The organism is Methylobacterium litchii, assembly GCF_038442315.1.
Classification (GTDB): Bacteria; Pseudomonadota; Alphaproteobacteria; order Rhizobiales; family Beijerinckiaceae; genus Methylobacterium; species Methylobacterium litchii.
Map to the genome: position 1 here is coordinate 50452 of NZ_JBBXMY010000005.1, position 19937 is coordinate 70388.

18 protein-coding genes and 1 tRNA gene are annotated in these 19937 nt (G+C 69.7%); 3 read left to right on the forward strand and 16 right to left on the reverse strand.

Annotated features, from left to right (window positions below):
• Nucleotides 1-32: 32 nt before the first annotated feature.
• On the forward strand, nucleotides 33-386 hold the full coding sequence (locus AAHF99_RS11295) for a transposase (RefSeq protein WP_342164398.1): 354 nt from the start codon (nucleotides 33-35) through the stop codon (nucleotides 384-386).
• A gap of 19 nt (nucleotides 387-405) precedes the next feature.
• On the opposite strand, the gene AAHF99_RS11300 is transcribed toward AAHF99_RS11295, so the two are convergent.
• From AAHF99_RS11300 to urtA, 14 genes are all read right to left on the reverse strand, one after another.
• The gene (locus AAHF99_RS11300) at nucleotides 406-1353 is read right to left on the reverse strand and encodes an acetamidase/formamidase family protein (protein ID WP_342164399.1); all 948 of its coding nucleotides are present in this window, start codon (nucleotides 1351-1353) and stop codon (nucleotides 406-408) included.
• A gap of 18 nt (nucleotides 1354-1371) precedes the next feature.
• Nucleotides 1372-2085, reverse strand: a complete 714-nt coding sequence (urtE, locus tag AAHF99_RS11305; protein WP_342164401.1) for an urea ABC transporter ATP-binding subunit UrtE — start codon at nucleotides 2083-2085, stop codon at nucleotides 1372-1374.
• On the reverse strand, nucleotides 2082-2792 hold the full coding sequence (locus AAHF99_RS11310) for an ATP-binding cassette domain-containing protein (protein WP_342164402.1): 711 nt from the start codon (nucleotides 2790-2792) through the stop codon (nucleotides 2082-2084). The genes urtE (AAHF99_RS11305) and AAHF99_RS11310 overlap by 4 nt, the downstream gene beginning before the upstream one ends.
• Complete coding sequence (gene urtC, locus AAHF99_RS11315; RefSeq protein ID WP_342164403.1) at nucleotides 2789-3889, reverse strand: urea ABC transporter permease subunit UrtC; 1101 nt, start codon at nucleotides 3887-3889, stop codon at nucleotides 2789-2791. Before urtC (AAHF99_RS11315) ends, AAHF99_RS11310 begins: the two co-directional genes overlap by 4 nt.
• Nucleotides 3886-5496 carry an urea ABC transporter permease subunit UrtB gene (gene urtB / locus AAHF99_RS11320; protein ID WP_412759873.1) on the reverse strand — a complete coding sequence of 537 codons (1611 nt, stop codon included), beginning with the start codon at nucleotides 5494-5496 and terminating at the stop codon, nucleotides 3886-3888. The genes urtC (AAHF99_RS11315) and urtB (AAHF99_RS11320) overlap by 4 nt, the downstream gene beginning before the upstream one ends.
• A 13-nt stretch (nucleotides 5497-5509) precedes the next feature.
• A complete protein-coding gene (locus tag AAHF99_RS11325) occupies nucleotides 5510-6736 on the reverse strand; it encodes a transporter substrate-binding protein (RefSeq protein WP_342164405.1) in 1227 nt (408 codons plus the stop codon).
• A 197-nt stretch (nucleotides 6737-6933) separates the two neighbouring features.
• The gene (locus tag AAHF99_RS11330; protein ID WP_342164407.1) at nucleotides 6934-7983 is read right to left on the reverse strand and encodes an aliphatic amidase; all 1050 of its coding nucleotides are present in this window, start codon (nucleotides 7981-7983) and stop codon (nucleotides 6934-6936) included.
• A 35-nt stretch (nucleotides 7984-8018) separates the two neighbouring features.
• Nucleotides 8019-8336 (reverse strand): FmdB family zinc ribbon protein, encoded by a 318-nt coding sequence (locus AAHF99_RS11335; protein WP_342164408.1) that lies wholly within the window; start codon nucleotides 8334-8336, stop codon nucleotides 8019-8021.
• 1 nt (nucleotide 8337) lies between these two features.
• Nucleotides 8338-9567 (reverse strand): formamidase, encoded by a 1230-nt coding sequence (fmdA, locus tag AAHF99_RS11340; RefSeq protein WP_342164409.1) that lies wholly within the window; start codon nucleotides 9565-9567, stop codon nucleotides 8338-8340.
• Between the two features lie 59 nt (nucleotides 9568-9626).
• Entirely contained in the window at nucleotides 9627-10391 is a 765-nt protein-coding gene (gene urtE / locus AAHF99_RS11345; RefSeq protein WP_342164410.1) for an urea ABC transporter ATP-binding subunit UrtE, read from the reverse strand.
• A gap of 2 nt (nucleotides 10392-10393) precedes the next feature.
• On the reverse strand, nucleotides 10394-11179 hold the full coding sequence (gene urtD, locus AAHF99_RS11350; RefSeq protein ID WP_342164411.1) for an urea ABC transporter ATP-binding protein UrtD: 786 nt from the start codon (nucleotides 11177-11179) through the stop codon (nucleotides 10394-10396).
• Nucleotides 11180-11186: 7 nt separating this feature from the next.
• Nucleotides 11187-12371 carry an urea ABC transporter permease subunit UrtC gene (urtC, locus tag AAHF99_RS11355; RefSeq protein ID WP_342164412.1) on the reverse strand — a complete coding sequence of 395 codons (1185 nt, stop codon included), beginning with the start codon at nucleotides 12369-12371 and terminating at the stop codon, nucleotides 11187-11189.
• A 13-nt stretch (nucleotides 12372-12384) separates the two neighbouring features.
• Nucleotides 12385-13311 carry an urea ABC transporter permease subunit UrtB gene (urtB, locus tag AAHF99_RS11360; RefSeq protein WP_342164413.1) on the reverse strand — a complete coding sequence of 309 codons (927 nt, stop codon included), beginning with the start codon at nucleotides 13309-13311 and terminating at the stop codon, nucleotides 12385-12387.
• A 71-nt stretch (nucleotides 13312-13382) separates the two neighbouring features.
• On the reverse strand, nucleotides 13383-14651 hold the full coding sequence (urtA, locus tag AAHF99_RS11365; protein WP_342164414.1) for an urea ABC transporter substrate-binding protein: 1269 nt from the start codon (nucleotides 14649-14651) through the stop codon (nucleotides 13383-13385).
• Between the two features lie 253 nt (nucleotides 14652-14904).
• Here urtA and AAHF99_RS11370 point away from each other — a divergent pair, with 253 nt between their 5' ends.
• Both AAHF99_RS11370 and AAHF99_RS11375 read left to right on the forward strand, forming a co-directional pair.
• Nucleotides 14905-18294, forward strand: a complete 3390-nt coding sequence (locus AAHF99_RS11370; protein ID WP_342164415.1) for a hybrid sensor histidine kinase/response regulator — start codon at nucleotides 14905-14907, stop codon at nucleotides 18292-18294.
• Entirely contained in the window at nucleotides 18287-19198 is a 912-nt protein-coding gene (locus AAHF99_RS11375; RefSeq protein ID WP_342164416.1) for a DNA-binding response regulator, read from the forward strand. Before AAHF99_RS11370 ends, AAHF99_RS11375 begins: the two co-directional genes overlap by 8 nt.
• An 89-nt stretch (nucleotides 19199-19287) precedes the next feature.
• Here AAHF99_RS11375 and AAHF99_RS11380 read toward each other — a convergent pair.
• Together AAHF99_RS11380 and AAHF99_RS11385 are read right to left on the reverse strand one after the other, a co-directional pair.
• Nucleotides 19288-19362 (reverse strand) — tRNA-Thr (locus AAHF99_RS11380).
• A 103-nt stretch (nucleotides 19363-19465) separates the two neighbouring features.
• Nucleotides 19466-19891 carry an NUDIX hydrolase gene (locus AAHF99_RS11385; RefSeq protein ID WP_342164417.1) on the reverse strand — a complete coding sequence of 142 codons (426 nt, stop codon included), beginning with the start codon at nucleotides 19889-19891 and terminating at the stop codon, nucleotides 19466-19468.
• Nucleotides 19892-19937 lie beyond the last annotated feature (46 nt).

The following is a 19937-nucleotide window of genomic DNA, read 5'->3' on the forward strand; positions in this document are numbered from 1 at the left end:
GCGTTCGAGGTCGAAGAACCGGGAGGTCCCGCATGCGTCGGTCCCTGCACACGGACGAGGAGATCGCCTTCCTGCTGGGCGAGGCCGAGAGGGGCATCCCGATCGCGGCGATCTGCGCGAGCGCGCATGTCTCGCCCGGCACCTTCTATCGCTGGCGGCGACGGCTCGGCGGGCTGAAACCGGCCGGGGTGGCCCGGCTCGATCAGGTCGAGCGGGAGAACGCCGGCCTCCGGGCGGAGGTGCAGCGGCTCCGGGCGGCCCTGCTCGTGCAGCCCTCGCGACCGGAGCCGGCCCGGACCGGCCCCACAGGAGCGCGACCGGTCCTCCGCCATCGCGGCGCCGAGGCCTGCGTCGGCCGGTTCGCCTTCGTCCGAAGCGCGAACTGAGACGCAGGCCCGCCCCGTTTTACGCCGTGGCGAGGGCCGCCTTGGGCATCAGCATGTGCACGCCCTTGTTGCCGTCCACCGTCTGGGTGATCCGCAGGTTCCCGGCGAGCGAGCAGAGCATGTAGGCTTGGTTGCGGGTGAGGCTCGTGCGCGCGCAGACGAGGCGCACCATCTCGCGCACGGCCTGGCGCATCGCCTCGTCGAGGCTCTCGTGCAGGCCGATCGCCATCAGGTCGGTGGGCGTCTCGGCGAAGGGCCACGCGCCCGGCAGGTCCTTGCGCACGGTCAGGCGGAACGTGCCGGTCAGCCCGGTCTCCAGGGCGGTGATGCAGACCTCGCCGTCGCCCTGCACGCCGTGGCCGTCGCCCGCGTAGAAGCCGCCGCCGGGGTTGAACACCGGCAGGTAGAGGGTCGTGCCGACCCGCATCTCCTTGTTGTCCATGTTGCCGCCGAAGGCGCGGGGCACCGGCGTGCCGACCCGCCCCCAGGCGGCCGGCGGCGCGGTGCCGAGGATGCCGAAGAACGGATCGAGGGGCAGTTCCGCGCCCCAGGGCAGGCGGCAGACGCCGCGCGCGGTGTCGATGTCGGCGTGGATCGTCTCGTACTCGGTGAACTCGTCCGGCAGGGTGCCGAGCAACGGCAGGATCGCCACGAAGCCCCAGTCGAGGCGGAACTTCAGGTCGAGGATGTCGACCTGCAGCATGTCGCCGGGCTCGGCGCCTTCCACGTGGATCGGGCCGGTGACGAAGTGGGGTCCGGGGCCGGAGGGGAGCGTGTCGAGGGCCTGGAGCAGGTCGGGGGGCACCCGCGCCGGGTCCGGGTGGAGGCATTCGCGTCCGCCCGCCGGGTGCGAGTGGAGGGTGACGGTGTCGCCCGACCGGACCGTCAGGACCGGCGGCAGCGCGGCGTCGAAATAGCCGAGCACCATCGTCTCGGGGGTGGCGGGGATCTCGTGATGGGTGGGCACGGCGGCTCCTTCCAACTGTCAGACGGCGATGTGCCGGGTGAGGGTTTCGTGGCTCAGGGACCCAGGATCGCCGCGCGCGACGACGTGGCCCCGCGACAGCACCACCACGGTGTCGGCGACCCGGAGCGCGAAATCGAGGTACTGCTCCACCAGCAGCACGGTGATCCGGCCCTTCAGCCCGGCGATCACCTCCTCGATGGCGGCGACGATGGAGGGCTGGATGCCCTCCGTCGGCTCGTCGAGGAGGAGGGCGCGGGGCCGGGTGGCGAGCGCGCGGGCGATGGCGAGCTGCTGCTGCTGACCGCCCGAGAGGTTTCCCCCCGGCCGGTGCCAGAGTCCGCGCAGGGCGGGGAACAGGGCGACCGCCTCGTCCACCGCCCCGGTGCGGTCCAGCCCGTGGGCGCGGGCGGCGATCCGCAGGTTCTCGGCGACGCTCAGATCCGGGAAGATCTCGCGCCCCTGCGGAACGTAGGCGAGGCCCGCGCGGGCGCGCCGGTCGGGGGACAGGCGCGTCAGATCGGTCCCGTCCAGGGCGATGCGGCCGCGGCTCTCGGGGATCGAGCCGGTGAGGCAGCGCAGCAGCGTGGTCTTGCCTGCGCCGTTGCGGCCGAGCACGGTGAGGCAGGCCCCCGGCTCGACCGCGAGGGCGACCCCGCGCAGCACCTGTGCGCTGCCGTAATGCTGATCGAGCCCCTCGACGGTGAGGCGGGCGGGCGTGGCGGCGTGGGTCATCGGCCGAGGAAGACCTCGATGACGCGGGCGTCGCTCCGGGCGCCGTGCAGGCTGCCCTCGTAGAGCGTGCGGCCCTCGTGCAGCACCGTCACCCGGTCGGCGACCGCCTCGACGAAGTCCATGTCGTGCTCGATCACCAGGATCGCCCGATCCGGCCGCCGCAGGGCGCGGATCAGCGCGGCAGTCTGCGCCGTCTCGGCATCGGACAACCCGGCCACGGGCTCGTCGAGGAGCAGCAGGGCCGGCTCGGCGGCGAGCACCATCCCGATCTCCAGCCACTGCTTCTCCCCGTGGGACAGGCGCCCGGCCAAGACCTCGCCACGGGGGCCGAGGCCGATCTCGCCGAGGACGGAGGCGATGCGGGCGGCCCGCGCCCCGGCCGGGACGGCGGGGCCGCAGCCGATCTCCAGATTCTCCCGCACGGTGAGCGCCGGAAAGACGCTGGGCTTCTGGAACTTGCGCCGCACGCCGGCCCGGGCGATCTCGGCCTCGGACCGCGTGGTGAGGTCGATCCGGTCGCCGAGCATCACCCGGCCGGAGACTGGCTTGGTGATGCCGGAGATCACGTCGAGCAGGGTGGTCTTGCCGGCGCCGTTCGGCCCGATCACCGCCCGCACCTCGCCGGGATCGACCGCCAGCGAGACGCCGTCCAGCGCCGTGAAGCGGCCGAACGCGACCGTCAGACCCTCGACGACGAGGCCGGTCATCGGGAACCCCGCAGCCAGGCCGGGCGCGGGCGCAGGGCCACGAGGTCGAGCAGGCCGTTCGGCAGGACCAGCACCACGACGAGGACCAGCCCCGACAGGATGAACGGCCACGCCTCCGGCATCGCGGCGCTGAGCCAGAACTTCAGACCGTTGACGAGCACCGCACCGATCACCGCCCCGCCGAGCCGCCCCAGGCCGCCGATGGCCACCCAGACCGCGATCTCGATGGAGAGGTCGGGCGCGAGCACGCGTGGGTTAATGATGCCGACCTGCGGCACGTAGAGGATGCCGGCGAGGGCCGCGATCATGGCCGAGAGGCACCAGATGCCGAGCTTCAGCCGGGTGGTGCTGTAGCCCAGGGTGCGCAGGCGGGTTTCGTCGTCGCGGCAGGCGAGCATCCGCCGGCCCACGGCGCTGCCGACGAGGAGCCGCGTGCCGGCGAGCACGGCGGCCAGCGCCACCAGGGCGGCGACGGCCAGCCCGGTGGCCACGCCGGGGGACCCCATCGGCCAGCCGAACAGCAGCGGGAACCCGGTCATGCCGTTGTTGCCGCCGAGGCCGGTGTCGTTGCGGTACATCAGCAGCATCGCGACGTAGACGAGGGCTTGGCTGATGATCGAGAAGTAGACGCCGTTGACCCGCGAGCGGAACGAGGCGAGCCCGAACAGGAAGGCGACGAGGCCGGCGAGCGCCAGCGCCAGGACGAGGGCGTAGGCCGGGTGGTCGAGCCCCGCCCAATAGGCCGGCAGGCTCTTCCACCCCATGAACTGCACGAAGTCCGGCTGCACGCCCGTCACCGCCACCCCGTGGGACAGGAGGTGCATGGCGCAGACGTAGCCGCCGATGGCGAAGAACAGCCCGTGCCCCAGGCTGAGGATGCCGAGATAGCCCCAGACCAGATCGAGGGACACGGCCAGGATCGCGAAGGCCGCGAGCTGGCCGAGCGCGTTGACGAGATACGGCGCGGGCCGCGCCACGAGGAGCCCCACCGCGACGGCGAGGCAGAGCCCGACGAGGCCGGCGACCAGGGGATCGCGCACCGCGCGCCGGGCCGGGCCAGCCGGCGGGGCGAGGACGGTCTGCACGGCGCCGCTCACCGCCGCCTCCGCACCGCGAACAGCCCCTCGGGCCGCCGCTGCAGGAACAGGATGATGCCCACGAGCACGATGACCTTGGCGGCGACCGCGCCGGAGACCGGCTCGATCAGCACGTTGGCGCCGCCGATCCCGAGGGCCGCCACCAGCGTCCCGAGGAGGCTGCCGACGCCGCCCAGCACCACGACCATGAAGCTGTCGACGATGAAGCCCGACCCCATGCCGGGATTGACGCTGTAGATCGGGCAGAGGGCCACCCCGGCGAGCCCCGCGATGCCCGAGCCCAGCCCGAAGGCGAGGCGGTCGACCCGGCGGACCGGCAGGCCGAGGCAGGCGGCCATGTCGCGGTTCTGGGTCACGGCGCGGATGTCGAGCCCCAGCGGCGTGCGGCGCAGGATCAGGAGCGTCAGGACGAGGGTCGCCGCCGCGAAGCCGATGGCGAAGAGCCGGTTCCAGGTCACGACGAAGTCGGCGTAGAGGGGCACGCCGCCGCTGACATAGGCGGGCATGACGAATTGCAGGTTCTGGGTGCCCACCGTCACGCGCACGAGGTTCACGAGGAACAGGCTCACCGCCCAGGTGGCCAGCAGGCTCATGAGCGGCCGCCGGTAGAGATGGCGCAGGATCAGCGCCTCGACGACGATCCCCACCAGGGCGACGGCGCAGAAGGCCACAGGGATGGCCGCGACGAGGTAGAGGTCGAGGAGGCCGGGGGCGAGGCGGCGGAAGGCTTCCTGCACGCCGTAGGTGGCGTAGGCGCCGAGCATGATGAACTCGCCCTGGGCGAGGTTGATCACGCCCATCAGCCCGAAGATGATCGCGAGCCCGGCCGCCGCCATGAACAGGATGCTGGCGAAGCTCAGCCCGTTATAGACCACCGCGAGGCCGTCCCCGACCACCACCGCGCGGGAGACCGTGGCGAGGCCGGCATCGAGAGCCGCCTGGAAGGCCGGGTCGGCGGCGTAGGCCGGGTCGCCCTTCAGCGCCGCGAGGCGCGCCTTCGCGGCCCCCGACGGATGGGCGGCCACGGCGGCGATGGCCGCCCGGCGCCGAACCGGATCGGGCGACGACAGGGCGGCCGCCTGGGCGAGGCCGGTGATCCGCTCCTTCAATCCGGCATCGCTCTCCGCGTCGCGCGCCCGGTCGAGCACAGCCGCCGGGACGGTGGCGATGCGCCGCTCGGCGGCGGCGAGGCCGGCGGCCCGCGCGGCCGGATCGGGGCCGGTGAGCAGGGCGGTGACGCCGCGCGCCGTCTCCACGGCGGCGCGCTGGCGCAGTCCGAGGACCGGCGCCCGCGCGTCCGGGGCCGCCCGCGCGAGGCCGGTGAGCGCATCGCGCCCCTCGGTCGCGCCGGGCCGGTCGAGCAGGAGGGCGCCATCCGCCGGGCAGGCGAGGCGTCGCTCGGCGAGGGCGCCGAGGAGGCCGGCGGCGAAGGATAAGTCGTCCGCCGGCAGCGTTTCGGCGGATTGGATCAGGCCCTCGGCGGCGCGAACCTGCGCGGCGGCGTCATCGCACAGGCCCGCCGCGAACCCCGCCCGGTCGAGGGACGCGGCGGCGGCGGGAGCCGGCACGAGCGCGAGACAGACGAGGACCAGGACGGCGCGGAGCACGGGCATCCCCGGTTCAGCCATAGGGGCTGAACGGGACCGGCTTGGGCGCGTTCGGGGATTGCCACAGCACGTCGAAGCCGCGCTTCTCGTTGACCGAGCCGATGAATACGCCGCGGGAGACGTAGTTGTTCTCCCCCGTCATGGTCAGCGTGTAGCCGGACGGGTCCTCGAAGCTGAGGCCGGCGAAGGCCTTGCGCACCTCAGGCACCGCGAAGGACCCGGCCTTGGCGGCGGCGAGCGCCCAGAGCTGGACGCTGTCATAGGCCGACACCATCGGGTCGATGACCGTGTCCGCGCTGAACGGGACGTTCTTGGCCTTCACGTAGGAGGCCCAGTCGCCGAGGAACTTCGTGTTCCGCTCGCTCTTGGCGGCCTGCAGATAGGCCCAGCAATTCAGGTGGCCGGCGAGCTTGGCGGTGTCGAGCCCTTCGAGATCGGCCTCCACCATGTCGAGGCCGAGGATCGGCACGTCGGTGGCGGTGATGCCCTGGTTGGCGAATTCGCGCAGGAAGTCGGGGATCGAGGATCCGACGACGGTGAGCACCACGATCGCCTGCCCGCCGGGCTGGCTGGCGAAGCTGCGGACCTGGTTCACCAGCGTCTGGAAGTTCGAGAAGCCGAAGGGCACGTATTCCTCGCGCCACGCGCTCTCGGGGATGCCCTTGCTCTTCCAATAGCCCTTGAGCTGCTTGTTGATCGTCCGGGGCCAGACGTAGTCCGAGCCGATCATGAAGAACCGCTTCGCCCCGACCCCGTCCTGGCCCATCAGGTAATCCACCGCCGGCAGCACGGAGCTGGCGGGGGGCGAGTTCACGTAGACGACGTTCTTCGAATTCTCGTCGCCCTCGAAATGCAGCGGGTAGAACAGCAGCCCGTCGTTCTGCTCGACGACCGGCAGGACGGATTTGCGCGACACCGAGGTCCAGCAGCCGAACAGGGCCGCGACCTTCTCCTGCTGCAGCATCTGCCGGCCGACCTGGGCATAGAGCGGCCAATCCGAGGCGGGATCGGAGGTCAGCACCTCGATCTGGCGGCCGTTGACGCCGCCCCGGCCGTTGATCTCGTCGGCGGCCATGCGGACGACGTGGTTCAGCCGGCCCTCGAGGTTGGCCATCGTGCCGGAGGAGGAGAACAGGCAGCCGAGCTTGACGGTGTCGGCCGCGAAGGCCGGCCGGATCAGGGCGGGGGAGGCGAGCAAGGACGCCGCCCCGACGAAGCTTCGCCGCGTGAGATGTGCCATCGATCCCGAAGCCCCCTTGGACAAGCGGCCGTATCATTGCCGGCCTTCCGGACGACCGGAAGATCAAAGAGGGCGCAGGACGGCGCAAAGCTTGCGCAAATGGGCGCCCCCTGGTCGAAGGACGGGCGGAGATTGGCCGATAACGTCAAAATTCTCGTCATCGGCCGATATTCTCCTTCGGCGCGCGGCCGCACCGGTCAGGGATCGGGCGGCGCGTCGCCCCGGCCGATGAAGGGGATGCCCTCGATCGGGCATTCCTCCGTGCCGACGCTCTGGCGGGTGATGGCCCGCACCGCGTCGCGGGTCCCGTCGGGATCCTCGATCCAGCGCCGGTAGAAGTCGTAGGGGCATTCCGACATCCCGTGCCGGTTCTCCTTCGAGTTGATCATGCCCGTGTAGCCACGGTGCAGGAGCTTGAAGAGGTGGTTCTCCGACTGGCCGTGGGCGCGGAAGTCGCGGATGAGGAACTTCGACAGGGCGGCGTACTGGATCCCCATCTCCTCCTCGCCGCATTCGCCGAGGGTGCGGCCGTCGAAGCCGATGATCGCCGAGTGGCCGAAATACGTGTAGACCCCGTCGAACCCGGCCGCGTTCGACACCGCGACGTAGGTGTTGTTGGCGAATGCCATCGCCTTCGAGATGACGATCTGCTGTTCCTTGGCCGGATACATGTAACCCTGGCAGCGGATGATCAGTTCGGCGCCGCGCATGGCGCAGTCGCGCCAGATTTCCGGGTAGTTGCCGTCGTCGCAGATGATCAGGCTGATCTTGAGGCCCTTCGGCCCGTCCGAGACGTAGGTGCGGTCCCCCGGATACCAGCCCTCGATCGGCGTCCAGGGCATGATCTTGCGGTACTTCTGGACGATCTCGCCCTGGTCGTTCATCAGGATCAGGGTGTTGTAGGGCGCCTTGTGCGGGTGCTCCTCGTGGCGCTCGCCGGTGAGCGAGAACACGCCCCAGACCTTCGCCTCCCGGCAAGCGGCGGCGAACACCTCGGTCTCGGCGCCGGGAACCGTCGCGGCGGTCTCGTACATCTCGGCGGCGTCGTACATGATGCCGTGGGTCGAGTATTCGGGGAAGATCACGAGGTCGAGGCCCGGCAGGCCGGACTTCATGCCGACGATCATCCGGCCGATCGCCTTGGCGTTCTCCAGCACCTCCGCGCGGGTGTGCAGGCGCGGCATCTTGTAGTTCACGACGGCGACGCCGACGCTGTCCTGGCTGGACGAGATGTCTCCGTGCATCATGGCGTCTTATCCTCCGGGAGGTCTACGCGGTCGGCTCAGTGGCTGATCATCCAGGGCCGCGCGCCGGGAAAGCTCTTGGCGGCGGCCGGGGCCGCGGCCGCCTTCTTCGGCGCGCAGCAGCCGCAGCCCGCCCCATGGGCGCCCGAGCGGCGGGGGGCGTGGCGGCTGCGCTCGTTGGTGGCGTGGGCCGCTCGCAGCCCCGCCTCCATCCCGGCGATGCGGGGGGCGGTGAGGAAGGCCCGTGGGCTCGTCCTCCCGCAATCCGGGCAGTCATGCGGCTCGCGGAACTCCGCCATCGGGCGCATGATCGTGAAGGGCCCGCAGGCCTCGCAGGCATAGTCGTAGACGGGCATCTCAGAGATCCGGCGAGAGCGGCATCTGGATCGAGCCGTCGAGGAATTGGGTCGGCCCGTCCGCGCCGGGATTAATGTCGAACTCGAAGATCTTGGTCGGAATCCAGAGGGTCGCGCAGGCGTTCGGGATGTCGACCACCCCCGAGATGTGCCCCTGGACCGGCGCCGTGCCGAGGATCGAGTAGGCCTGCGCGCCCGAATAGCCGAACTTCTTCAGGTATTCGATCGCGTTGAGGCACGCCTGCCGGTAAGCGATGTGCACATCGAGGTAATGCTGGCCGCCGTGCTCGTCGACGGAGATGCCCTCGAAGATCAGGTGATCGTCGAACTTCGGGGTGATCGGCGACGGCTTGAAGATCGGGTTCTTGATCCCGTACTTGGCCATGCCGCCCTTGATCAGGTCGACCTTGAGATGCACCCAGCCGGCCATCTCGATGGCGCCGCAGAAGGTGATCTCGCCGTCGCCCTGGCTGAAGTGCAGGTCGCCCATGGAGAGGCCCGCGCCCGGCACGTAGACCGGGAAGTAGATCTTCGAACCGCGCGACAGATCCTTGATGTCGCAATTGCCGCCATGCTCGCGGGGCGGGACCGTCCGGGCGCCGGTGGCGGCGGCCGCGTCCTTCGCCTCGCCCTTCAGGCGGCCCATATGGGCGGTCGGGCCGAAGGGCAGGGTGGCCAGCGCCGGGACGCGGTCCGGGTTGGTGTCGTAGAGGGCCTTCTCGCGGGTGTTCCACGTCTCCAGCATGGTGGGATCGGGCAGGCAGCCGATCAGGCCGGGATGGATCAGGCCGGGGAAGCGCACGCCGGGGACGTGGCGCGACTTGGTGAACATGCCCTCGAAGTCCCAGATCGACTTCTGGGCCTGCGGGAAGTGCTCGTCGAGGAAGCCGCCGCCGTTCTTCTTCGAGAAGAAGCCGTTGAAGCCCCATTGGCTCTCCGGCTTGGCGCCGATGTCGAGGAGATCGACCACCAGCAGGTCGCCGGGCTCGGCGCCCTCGACGCCGATAGGCCCCGAGAGGAAGTGGACGATCGACAGGTCGATGTCGCGCACGTCGTCGGCGGAATCGTTGTTCTTGATGAAGCCGCCGGTCCAGTCGTAGGTCTCGACGATGAAGTCCGCGCCCGGCTTCACGGTGGCGACCATCGGAATGTCCGGGTGCCAGCGGTTGTGCACCATGTCGTTGTCGTAGGCCGACTGCGTGAGATCGACCTTGATCAGCGTCTCGGGCATTTTTTACGACTCCCTGCTGCGATGGTGAGTGTCGGGTCTTCGGGGCGGGGGCCGGCCGGTCAGACCGACAGGAACCGGGCGACGGCCGCCTCGTCGATGCCGGCCCGCGGGGCCTCGTGGACGATGGCGCCGTTCTCCAGCACGACGACCCGGTCGGCGACGTCGAGGGCGAAGCTCAGCACCTGCTCCGAGACCACGATGGACAGGCCGCGCTCGTCGCGGATTTTTTTCAATGTTCGTCCCATCTCGCGGATGATCGAGGGCTGGATGCCCTCCGTGGGCTCGTCGAGCAGCAGCACCTTGGGGCGGCTCGCGAGCGCCCGGGCGATGGCGAGCTGCTGCTGCTGCCCGCCCGAGAGGTTGCCGCCCCGGCGGCCCTTCATCTCCAGCAGGACTGGGAACATCTCGTAGAGGTCCTGCGGCACCGTGCGGGCACCGGTCACCGTCAGGCCGGTCTCGATGTTCTCCTGCACCGTCATGGTCGAGAAGATCATCCGGCCCTGCGGCACGTAGGCGAGGCCCTTGGCGACCCGGGCGTGGCTCTTGAGCGCGGCCACATCCGCGCCCTCGACCCGGATCGACCCGGCCTTGACGGGCACGAGGCCCATCAGGGTCTTCATCAGCGTGGTCTTGCCCATGCCGTTGCGGCCCATCACGGCGACGATCTCGCCGGGGGCCACCGCGAAGGTGAGCCCGTGCAGGACCTCGCTCTGGCCGTAGGCCGCGTGCAGGTCCTCGATGGCGAGCGCCGGGGTGGCGGACGGGATCGCGGCGAGCGGGGGCGCCTGGATCCCAGGGGGATGCGCGATCTGAAGCGACGCCATCGTCAATGTCCCAGATACACTTCGATGACCTTCGGGTCGGTCTTGACCCGCTCCATCGAGCCTTCGGAGAGCACCTTGCCCTGGTGCAGGACCGTCACCCGGTGGGCGATGTCCTCGACGAACTTCATGTCGTGCTCGATCACCAGCACCGAGCGGCCCTTGATGATCTGGTTGAGCAGTTCGGCGGTCTTGATCCGCTCGCCGACGCTCATCCCGGCCACCGGCTCGTCGAGCATCAAGAGTTCCGGGTCCTGGATCAGCAGCATGCCGATCTCCAGCCACTGCTTCTGGCCGTGGCTCAGGAACTCGGCCCGCTCCTTGAGCTGGTCCTTCAGGAAGATCGTCTCGGCGATGGCGTGGATGCGGTCGCGGACCTCGGCGTCGCGCTTGAAGGTCAGGGCGCCGAACACCGAGCGGCCCCGGGGGAACGAGATTTCGAGATTCTCGAACACCGTCAGGTCGTCGTAGATCGACGGCGTCTGGAACTTGCGGCCGACGCCGGCCTGGACGATGGCGCTCTCGGAGAGCTTCGTCAGCTCCTGACCCTTGTACTTGATGGAGCCGGCGCTGGCGCGGGTGCGCCCGCAGATCAGGTCGAGCACCGTGGTCTTGCCGGCGCCGTTCGGGCCGATGATCACCCGGATCTCGTCGGGCTCGACGTAGAACGACACGTCGTTCACCGCCTTGAACCCGTCGAAGGAGACCGTCAGCGCCTCGACGGCGAGGAGGTGGTCGGGCGGGGCGGATTCGGCGCCGACCACGGGGGAGGAGAGGATCGCGGCGTTCATGGGGTCCTCACTCGGCGGGGGCGCCGGCGGGCGCATTCTGAGGCGGGACGATGGCGGGCGGCGGGGCGCGCAGGCCCTTCACCCGGCGGGTGAGGCGGGGCTCGATGTGCTCCCGCCAGATGCCGGCGAGACCGTTCGGGAAGGCCAGCACCACGGCGATGAACAGGGCGCCGAGGCCGAACAGCCAGAGATCCGGGAAGCTCTCGGAGAAGGTGGTCTTGGCCCAGTTGACCAGCAGCGTGCCCCAGACCGCGCCGAACAGGGACAGGCGCCCGCCGACCGCGGCGTAGATCACCATCTCGATCGAGGGCACGATGCCGACGAACGAGGGCGACATGAACCCGACCTGCAGGGTGAACATCGCCCCGCCGATCGCCGCGAAGGCGGCGGCCAGGCTGAAGGCGAAGACCTTGAACCCCGCCACCGAGTAGCCGGAGAACCGCACCCGGTCCTCCTTGTCGCGCATGGCGACGAGGATGCGGCCGAGCTTCGACTTCTTCACGTATTGCGCCGCCAGGATGCAGGCGAGGAGCAGGCCGCCGTTGATGAAGTACAGGATGACCTTGGCGTGATCGGTGCGGATGTCCCAGCCGTGGAGGGTGCGCAGGTCGGTGATGCCGTTGATGCCGCCGGTATAGCCCTGCTGGCCGACGATCAGGATCGTCAGGATGGCGGCGATGGCCTGGGTGATGATGGCGAAGTAGGTGCCGCCGACCCGGCGCTTGAACATCGCGAAGGAGATCAGCATCGCGAACAGGACCGGGACCGCCACCACCAGCAGCACCGTGAGCGGGAAGCTCTTGAACGGCTGCCAGAACCAGGGGAGGGCGGTGATCTGGTTCCAGTCCATGAAATCCGGAATGCCCGGCGTCGACTGGATTTTTGTGTTGGCGACGCTGGAAGCTTCCAGCTTCAAGTACATCGCCATGCAGTAGCCACCGAGCCCGAAGAAGACGCCCTGGCCCAGCGACAGGATGCCGGCGTAGCCCCAGCAGATCACGAGGCCGAGCGCCACGAAGGCGTAGGTGAGGTACTTGCCGACGAGGTTGAGGCGGAAGCCGTCGAGCATCAGCGGCAGGACGACGAGGATCACCCCAGCCAGCAACGCCAAGCTCAGCCACTCCACCGGCTTCATGAACGGGTTGTCGTTGACGGTGATGGATTTGGTGAAGGTCTGGACCGGGTTCGTCATGGCCGAAAACTCCTCAGCGCCGGACCTTGAGGGTGAAGAGCCCCTGCGGCCGCAGCATCAGGATGCCGACCACCGCGAGGAGGGTGATCACCTTGGCCATCGAGCCGGAGAGGAAGAATTCCAGGGTCGATTGCGTCTGCGAGATCGAGAAGGCCGAGGCGATGGTGCCGAGAAGGCTCGCCGCGCCGCCGAACACGACGATCAGGAAGGTGTCGACGATGTAGAGCTGGCCGGAGGTCGGCCCCGTGGAGCCGATCATCGTGAAGGCCGAGCCGGCGATGCCCGCGATGCCGCAGCCGAGGCCGAACGTGTACCTGTCGACCTTCTCGGTATCGATGCCGACCGCGCCGGCCATGGCGCGGTTCGCCATGACCGCGCGGACCTGCTGGCCGAAGCGCGAGCGGAAGATCAGGAGCGCGACGCTCACGGTGATGAGGATGGTGACGGCCATGACGAACAGGCCGTTGATCGGGATCTCGATCGTGTCGGTGACCTGCACCGAGCCGATCAGCCAGGAGGGCAGCTCGACGCCGACCTCGCGGGCGCCGAAGATCGAACGGTAGGCCTGCTGCAGGATCAGCGAGAGGCCCCAGGTGGCGAGCAGGGTGTCGAGCGGGCGCTTGTAGAGGAACCGGATCAGGCTCCACTCCACCAGCATCCCGAGCGCCCCGGAGGCGAGGAAGGCCAGCCCCATCGCGATGAAGAAGTAGATTGGGAAGAGGGCCGGCAGGTAGGTCTGGAAGAACGTCGAGCAGAGATAGGTGACGTAGGCGCCGAGGATCATGAACTCCCCGTGGGCCATATTGATGACGCCCATCTGCCCGAAGATGATCGCCAGCCCCAGCGCCATCAGCAGGTAGACCGAGAACAGGATCAGGCCGGCGAAGCCCTGCATCGCGAAGATCGCGCCGAGATCGCCGAGGGAATAATCGCCGAACATCTGTGGACTCTCGCGCGATGGGGACGACGTTTCATGTCCCGCCCCCGCTTCCGGGGGCGGGATCGGCGCGCCTACTGGTAACCCTTCGGGAACGGGTCCGGCTTGATCAGCTCGGGGCTGGTGTAGACGATCTCGAACTGGCCATCGGTCTTGGCCCGGCCGACCCGGGTCTTCGACCAGAGGTGATGGTTCGGATCGATCCTGACATAGCCTTCGGGCGCGCCCTTGAACTCGATGCCGGGCGAGGCCGCCACGACCTTGTCCACGTCGAACGAGCCGGCCTTCTCGCAGGCCATCTTCCAGAGGAAGGGCCCGAGATAGGCCGCCTGGGTCACGTCGCCGATGACGGTCTTCTCGCCCCACATCTTCTTGAAGGCCGCGACGAGCGCCTTGTTGTTCTCGTTCTCGATCGACTGGAAGTACTTCATGCAGGCATAGGCCCCGGCGATGTTCTCGCCGCCGATGCCGTCGATCTCGTCTTCCGTGACCGAGATCGTCATCAGCACCTGCTTCGACAGGTCGATGCCCGCCGCCTTCAGCTGCTTGTAGAACGCCACGTTCGACCCGCCGACCACGTCGGCGAAGATCACCTTCGGCTTCGTCAGCTTGATCTTGTTGATGACCGAGTTGAACTGCGTGTGGCCGAGCGGGAAGTATTCCTCGCCAACCACCTTGCCCTTCAGCACGTTCTCGACATGCTTGCGGGCGATCTTGTTCGAGGTGCGCGGCCAGATGTAATCAGAGCCGATGAAGTAGAAGGTATCGCCGCCCTTCTCCTTGTGCACCCAGTCGAGCCCGGCGAGGATCTGCTGCGTCGCCTCCTGGCCGGTGTAGAAGACGTTCTTGGACTGCTCCAAACCCTCGTAGAAAGTCGGGTAGTACAGGAGCCCGTTATACTGCTCGAAGACCGGCAGCACTGCCTTGCGCGAGGCCGAGGTCCAGCAGCCCATCACAGCCGCGCAATGGTCGTTGACGAGGAGCTTCTTGGCCTTCTCGGCGAAGGTCGGCCAGTCGGAGGCGCCGTCCTCCTGGATGATCTTGATCTTGCGGCCGAGCACGCCGCCGGCCTCGTTGATCTGCTGGATCGCGAGCTTTTCCGCTTCCTGCGCGCCCGTCTCGGAGATCGCCATCGTGCCGGTGATCGAGTGCAGGATGCCGACCGTCACCTCGGTGTCGGTCACGGCGAGGCCGGTGGTGTTGACGGCGGCGGTCGGGGCCGCCGCGAAGGCGCGCCCCGGCATCATCGCCAGGGCCGGCGCGCCGGCCAACCCCATGAGCAGCCTGCGCCGCAACGGCGACCGCAAGCCGTGATCCGCGCCGGAATCGGTGTCGTCTGCCATTGCCCTGCCCCGGTTGCGTCCGGGGCCTTGAGAGGCGGCCCTCGGATCGACCGGTGCAGGCTAGGGCGGTCGCCGCAGCGCAGCATATACGCTGTTTTGCGTATGGCCGGGCTCTTGCCTCTGGGGCACCGTCGACCCGGCTAGTCCAGGGACCGATGGCGCTCAGGATCGGGAATCCACGTTGCGCGGGAGCGCCTTGTGCCGTGCAGCCTGGATCGCGCGCGGTCGCCCCCGCATGCCCGGTCGGCGACCGATGAGCGGCCCGCAGCGCATCATCCCGATCCGGCGCGACTACAACCGCTTCGTCGCGGACGAGACCCTGGAGGATTACGCCCTCCGCTTCACGGCCAAGAAGGCGCGGCGCTGGTCGGGCTTCGCGGTCGCGCAGACGGCACTCGGCTCGGTGTCGTTCCTGGCGCTGGAGGCGATCGGCGGCACGCTCGTCCTCACGGCGGGCTTCGTGAACGCCCTGGCGGCGATCCTCGCCGTCGGCCTCATCATCTTCGCCACCGCCGCGCCGATCACCACCTACGCCGCCCGCTACGGCGTGGACATGGATCTGCTCACCCGCGGCGCGGGCTTCGGCTATCTCGGCTCGACGGTGACGTCGCTGATCTACGCGAGCTTCACCTTCCTGTTCTTCGCCATCGAGGCGGCGATCATGGCGCTGGCGCTGCAGCTCTGCCTCGGGCTGCCGCTCTGGATCGGCTATCTCGTCTGCGCGAGCGCGGTGATCCCCCTCGTGGCCTACGGCATCCGCCTGATCAGCCGGATCCAGATCTGGACGCAGCCCCTCTGGCTCGCCCTCGGCCTGCTGCCCCTCGTCTTCATCGCCGTCCGGGATCCCGCCGCGCTGCCCGCGCTCGCCGCCTTCCCCGGCCTCGACGGGCGGGGCGACGGCTTCGACCTCGCGCGGTTCGGCACCGCCACCGGGGTGTTGCTGGCCCTGCTGGCCCAGGTGGGCGAGCAGGTGGATTTCCTGCGCTTCGTGCCCGAGCCGACCTCCGCGCGCGACCGGACGTGGTGGCTGGCGGTGCTGGCCGGCGGCGCCGGATGGATCCTGCCCGGCATGGCCAAGATCCTGCTCGGCGCCGGCCTCGCGGTCCTCGCCCTGTCCCACGGCGTCCCACCCGATCAGGCCGCCGAACCGACCCAGATGTACCGCGTCGCCTTCGGCTACGTGACCGGCGGGAACGGACAGGCGGCGCTCCTGCTGATGGGGGCCTTCGTCCTCGTCTCGCAGCTCAAGATCAACCTGACCAACGCCTATGCCGGCTCGATCGCGTGGTCGAACTTCTTCTCGCGCCTCACGCACAGCCATCCGGGCCGGGTGGTCTGGCTCGTCTTCAACGTCGCCATCGCCGTGCTGCTGATGATGCTCGGCATCGACAAGACCATCGAGAGCACCCTGCCGCTCTATGCCTGCGTCGTCTCGGCCTGGGTCGGGGCGCTGGCCGCCGACCTCGCCGTCAACAAGCCGCTCGGCCTGTCCCCGCCCGGCATCGAGTTCAAGCGGGCGCATCTCTACGCGGTCAACCCGGTCGGCACCGGGGCGATGCTGCTGGCCCTGGCGGCGAGCTGCCTGCTCTACCTCGGCCTCCTGGGCCCCACGCCCCAGGCCTTCGCCCCGATGCTGACGCTGGCCATCGCGTTCGGCGCGGCGCCCGCGCTGGCCTGGGCGACGGGAGGGCGCTGGTATCTCGCCCGGGCGCCGCGCCGGGACTGGGGGGCCGGCGAGATCACCTGCCGGGTCTGCGAATTGCCCTTCGAGGGCGAGGACATGGCCCATTGCCCGGCCTACGACGCGCCGATCTGCTCGCTCTGCTGCTCCCTCGACGCCCGCTGCGGCGACCTCTGCAAGCCCCACGGCCGTCTGGAGGTCCAGGCGCAGGACGCCCTCGCGCGCATCCTGCCGCGCCGCACGGCCGCCTGGATCGGCGCGCCGCTCGGCCGCTATCTGGCGGTGATGCTGACGCTCTGCGCGGTGATCGGGCTGATCCTCGGCGTGGTGCATGCGGGCGCGAGCATCGCCCACCCGGACCACCGCGAGGTCCTGCGCGCGGCGCTGACCAGCGTGTTCTTCATCCTCGTGGTCATCCTCGGGGTCGTCGCGTGGCTGTTCGTGCTCGCGCAGGAAAGCCGGCGGGTCGCCCAGGCCGAGACGCGGCGCCAGACCGTCCTCTACGAGGCCGAGATCGCGGCGCACAAGGTGACCGACGCGAAGCTGCAGGAGGCCAAGGAGCGGGCCGAGGCCGCCAACCAGGCCAAGAGCCGCTACGTCGTCGGCCTCAGCCACGAGTTGCGGACCCCGCTCTCCAGCGTGCTCGGCTACGCCCAGCTCCTCGAGACCGACCCGACGATTCCCCCGGCCCGCCTCAACGGCATCCGGGTCATCCGGCGCAGCGCCCAGCACCTCTCAGGCCTGATCGACGGGCTTCTCGACATCTCGCGGATGGAGGCGGGCCGCCTGCAGATCAACCGCGACGAGATCCGGCTCTCGGATTTCCTCGATCAGCTCGCCGACATGGTCCGGCTTCAGGCCCGCGAGGCCGGGCTCGATTTCCGCTTCACCCGCCCCGAGACCCTGCCGCAGGTCGTCGCCACCGACGAGAAGCGCCTGCGCCAAGTGCTGCTCAACCTGCTGTCGAACGCCATCAAGTTTACGCCGCGCGGGACCGTCTCGCTCGACCTGAGCTACCGCAGCCAGGTCGCGATCTTCACGATCCGCGACACCGGCCCCGGCATCCCGGAGGCGGACCGCGCCCGGATCTTCGAGCCGTTCGAGCGCGGCTCGACGCCCGCCGCCCGCAGCACGCCCGGAACCGGCCTCGGGCTCACCATCGCCAACCTGCTGGCGCAGCTCCTCGGCGGGGAGGTTTCGCTGACGGCGGCGCCGGGGGGCGGGACGCAGGCCCGGCTGCGCCTGATGCTGGCCACGGTGACCCAACCCACGCTGATGCCGACGGTCGCCCCCGTGCCCCGCGCGGAGCCCGGCTATGCGGGCCCCCGCCGGACCGTGCTCGTGGTCGATGACGACAGCGCGCACCGCACCCTGATGCGGGCCATCCTGGAGCCGCGCGGGCTCACGGTGCGCGAGGCCGAGACCGGGCCCGCCTGCCTCGCGGCCGTGGCGGAGGCGACGGACGCGGACGCGATCGACCTGATCCTCCTCGACATCGCGATGCCGGGCCTGAGCGGCTGGGACGTGGCGGCGGCGCTGCGGGCGCGGGGCCATGGCGGGCCGATCGTGATGATGTCCGCCAACGTCCACGAACTCGGCCCCGTGCGGGGGGACAGCCCGCCCCACGATGCGATCCTCACCAAGCCCTTCGACCTGCGCGACGTGCTGGACCGGACCGGCGCCCTGCTGCGCCTCGACTGGACGGAGACGGGGGCGGCGCCGCACCCGGTAGCGGAGGTGGATGGCCCGCCCGGGGCGGACCGCCCCGCCGCTGCCCATGTCGGGGACCTGCTGCGCCTCGGTCGGATCGGGCATATCCGGGGCATCGAGGCGAAGCTCGCGGCGATGGAACAGGACGACACCGTTCCGCCGGACTTCGTGGCGGAGATGCGCGGGTTGATCGCCGGCTTCGACCTGCGCCGCTACCTGACGGTGCTGAAGGAGCTCGCCGGCGATGACTGAGCCCGGCCGCGACGTGATCCTCGTCGTCGACGATTCCCCCGAGACCCTGAGCTTCCTGACCGAGGCGATCGAACGCTCCGGCGCGACGGTGCTGATCGCGGTGGCGGGCGATCTCGCCCTCGCCCTGGTGGACGAGGTCACGCCCGACGTGATCCTGCTCGATGCGGTGATGCCGGGCCTAGACGGGTTCGAGACCTGCCGCCGCCTCAAGGCGAAGCCGCACCTCGCCAGCGTCCCGGTGATCTTCATGACCGGGCTCAGCGAGACCGAACACATCGTGCGGGGCCTCGACGCGGGCGGCGTCGACTACGTGACGAAGCCCATCGTCCCGGACGAGTTGCTGGCCCGCATCCGCACCCATCTCGCCGGGGCGCGGTCTGCCCGTAGCGCCCGCACCGCCCTCGACGCGATGGGGCGGACCCTGCTGGCGGTGGCGGCGGACGGCCGGGTCCTGTGGTGCACGCCCCAGGCCGGACAGCTCATCGCCTCCCTGGCCGCGACGCCCGACGGCGTCCTGTCCCTGCCGCCCGAGGCGGTGGCGTGGCTCCGGGCCTGTCTCGCGGGGACGACCACCGGTTCCGTGACGCTGAAGGGATCGGACGGTCCACCGCACAGCCTCAGCTTCGTGGGCGGGACGGCCGAGGAGATCCTGTTGCGCCTGTCGCAGGACGACCCGGCGCTGAGCCTCGCCCGCCTGCGCGCGAGCCTGCCCATCACCGCCCGCGAGGCGGACGTCCTGTTCTGGCTGTCCCAGGGCAAGGCGAGCCGCGACATCGGCGAGATCCTGGGCCTCAGTCACCGGACGGTGACGAAGCATCTCGAAGCCATCTACGCCAAGCTCGGAGTCGAGAACCGCACCGCGGCGTCGATGATCGCCAACCGCTACATCCAGGGCGGCGGTTGAAACCTCGGATCGCGCCGAGGTCAGCTCCTTCGCTTCGGCATTCCGATGCGACAAACGAATGCGGCGTTAGTTCAGAATTGAGCGAACTATGGTGCTGCGAGACAGGATTGAACTGTCGACCTCTTCATTACCAATGAAGTGCTCTACCACTGAGCTACCGCAGCATCTGGCATCCCCTCGGGGATACGGGGCGGGTCGGGGGCCGTTGGGCCGTGACGTCCGCGCGAGAGGGGCCATACCGGATCGAAACGGGCTTGGCAACGCCAGTTATGCGTCCGGCAGCATCTCCGGCAGAACCGGACGTTGCAGGACGGCGCGGATGATCGCCGCGAGACCGGGCTCCGTCACTGCCTCCGCCGCCTCGGCCGGCGTGAACCAGCGCAGCTCCCGCTGGTGCTCCTCCGGGAAATGCTTCAGCTGCTTGCGCACGCGCAGCGGGAACACCTTCACCTGGCAGGTGACGGCCTCCAGGTTCTTCAGGCGCTTCTCGTAGAGGTAGTAGCCCAGCGGGCGCTTGCCGACCGAGCCGCGCAGGCCCGCCTCCTCGTAGGCCTCCTGCGCCGCCGCCTCGAAGGGCTTGCGGCCCTTCATCGGCCAGCCCTTCGGAATCACCCAGCGGCGGCTCTCGCGCGACGTCACCAGCAGCACCTTCATCCCGCCGTCACGCCCCCGGCGGATCGGCAGGACACCCACTTGGCGCCGGGGCTCATCCGCCTCGTCGAGGGACAGGTCCGATGGC